This is a genomic window from Trebonia sp. (assembly GCF_049794275.1).
GTDB lineage: Bacteria > Actinomycetota > Actinomycetes > Streptosporangiales > Streptosporangiaceae > Trebonia.
The window spans coordinates 1-2,009 of record NZ_JBARCR010000175.1 but is presented as its reverse complement, the minus strand read 5'-3'; the positions used below and the strand labels follow the sequence as shown (position 1 = coordinate 2,009).

General features: G+C 67.4%; 2 protein-coding genes. One reads left to right on the top strand and one right to left on the bottom strand.

Annotation, left to right across the window (positions count from 1 at the left end):
• Positions 1-331: 331 nt before the first annotated feature.
• Positions 332-1,132 carry an alpha/beta fold hydrolase gene (locus WA805_RS05000; protein ID WP_422322760.1) on the bottom strand — a complete coding sequence of 267 codons (801 nt, stop codon included), beginning with the start codon at positions 1,130-1,132 and terminating at the stop codon, positions 332-334.
• A 429-nt stretch (positions 1,133-1,561) separates the two neighbouring features.
• On the opposite strand from WA805_RS05000, the gene WA805_RS04995 reads away from it, so the two are divergent.
• Positions 1,562-2,009: AAA family ATPase (locus tag WA805_RS04995; protein ID WP_425241763.1), on the top strand; the 448-nt coding region annotated here is incomplete at its 3' end.

Below are 2,009 nucleotides of genomic sequence, written 5' to 3'. Positions count from 1 at the left end.
CCTGGCCGTCGGCCAGGGCGCACTCCCACATCCTGTCCGCCCTCCCGGCCGGCTCCTTCCCCGGCGTCGACGACGTCGACATCTACGAGTTCCTGGACCAGCACGCCGCGGACTAGCGGTGATCCGGCCGGCCCGCGATGAGGTCCTGAGACTAGATCCTGAGGCGGTGTACCGGCTGTGCGTAGCGCCACGAAGAAGCAGAAGAGCCGGAGCCTGCCAGGGTCCACGACCGACTGCTGAAACCAGTTGCTCATCACCGCCCCCGGCGTTCACGCGCCTGGCGGTAACGTTCCCGGAACGGGGCGGGCGTAGCCGCGATTCCGGGCAGGCCTTACCCGAGGAAGTCCGCCACCGCGGCCGCCAGCTTCGGGGACGGGCCGATGTTGTAGTGCGTCATGCCCGGCAGGATCGCCAGCCGCGAGGCCGGCGCCAGCGATCCGTCCCAGTTCGCGTCCCGCAGGCCGCCGCCGAGCAGCGCGAAGAACTCCGCCGCGTACGACGGCGGAATGCTATCGGCGTCCGCGTAGGCCAGCAGCACCGGCACCGTCAGCCCCTTGACCTCGTCGCTCCAGTCATACGGTCGGCGGAGCAGCTCACCGGACTTGTCGACCAGCGAAGGGAACGCGTCCGGGTCGGGAGCGACCTCGGCGTACGCCACGCCGAGCGGCGACTGCCGGAGCAGCGGCGCTAGCGTCGCCGCGGTCATCGAGTCGAACCCGGCAAGCACCTCGGGGAACCACGCGGAGCGCCGGCACGGCGCGGACACCACGACCAGCTTGCGCACCAGGTCCTGGTGCTGGATCGCGCAGCGCAGCACGGCGCCGCCGCCCAGCGACCAGCCGAGCAGGTCCGCCTGGCCGAAGCCGAGGTGCCGCACCACGCCGGCCACCTGATCGCCGAACCTCTCCCAGGTGAACGGCCGGCTCGTGTTCCCGGTATGGCCGTGCCCCTCCAGTTCGATGGCCACGACCTGCCGGTCGCGCGCGAGCAGCTCAGGTACCGACTCGAATACCGCGGTCGTCCCGTACCCGCCGTGCACCATCAGCAACGGTGTCCCTCCGCTGCCCCGACTCTCCCAGTACACGTCAACCCCGTCGACCGGGGCATATCCGCTGGTCACCTCACCCGCCATAGCTTCCTCCTCGTAGCCGGCGACACGAACCTACTAAGTAGACGCCATGCCAGTGACTCGCTCATCGCCGTAGGGCATGTTGGCTCAGCTTCTCCCTCTGTCAGTCACACCAGTCACTCCTGTTGGCTTTGTAGACGCGGTAACCATTTTCCGGGGTGCTGAAACGATCAAATGTGGTCACGGTGTCTACAAAGTGACCTGGACTCTACAAAGCTGTCCGCCTGGCCGAAGCCAACGCCGATCACATTGGTCGCCCCAGTCACTGCCTTTTACGTTGTGCATGAAATGACCACTTTCGAAGCTGAGTGACCGGTCACAAATGGTCATTTTGTGCATAACGTGCTGCCTCGTGCGCAAAGTCGCCCTCTCGCGCGAACGACCCACGGTGCGCCCGGGCCGGATTGCGGTGCTGACTGTACGATCTGGCGCATGCGGGGCCCCTGGATCGTGACCTTGGTGTGCGGAGCGTCCGGGACCGGCAAGTCATGCCTGGCGCGGCCGCTGGCCGAGCACTACGGTGTCCCGCTCGCCGAAGCCGATGACATCGTCACGGCCTTGCAGGCGATCACGACCCCGGAGCAGCAGCCGATCCTCCATTTCTGGGCGACGCACCCTCAGTTCAGGTCCTGGGCGCCCGAGCGGATCGCCGCGCGGCATTTCGAGGTGGCCAGCGCGCTTCGCCCCGCATACGCGGCGGTCATCGCCGACCATGTCGAGTTCGCGGCACCAGTGGTCTTCGAGGGCGACTATCTCCTCCCTGAACTGGCGGCGGAAGCAGGTCCCGCGGTGCGCGCGGTGGTGCTCGATGAGCAGGACGAGGATCAGATCACCGCTAACTACCTGCGACGCGAGCCCAGCGGGCAGCAGCGCGACCGCG

Excerpts from the sequence above, each read along its gene's own strand:
- WA805_RS05000 (WP_422322760.1), bottom strand. The coding sequence starts at position 1,132 with ATGGCGGGTGAGGTGACCAGCGGATATGCCCCGGTCGACGGGGTTGAC.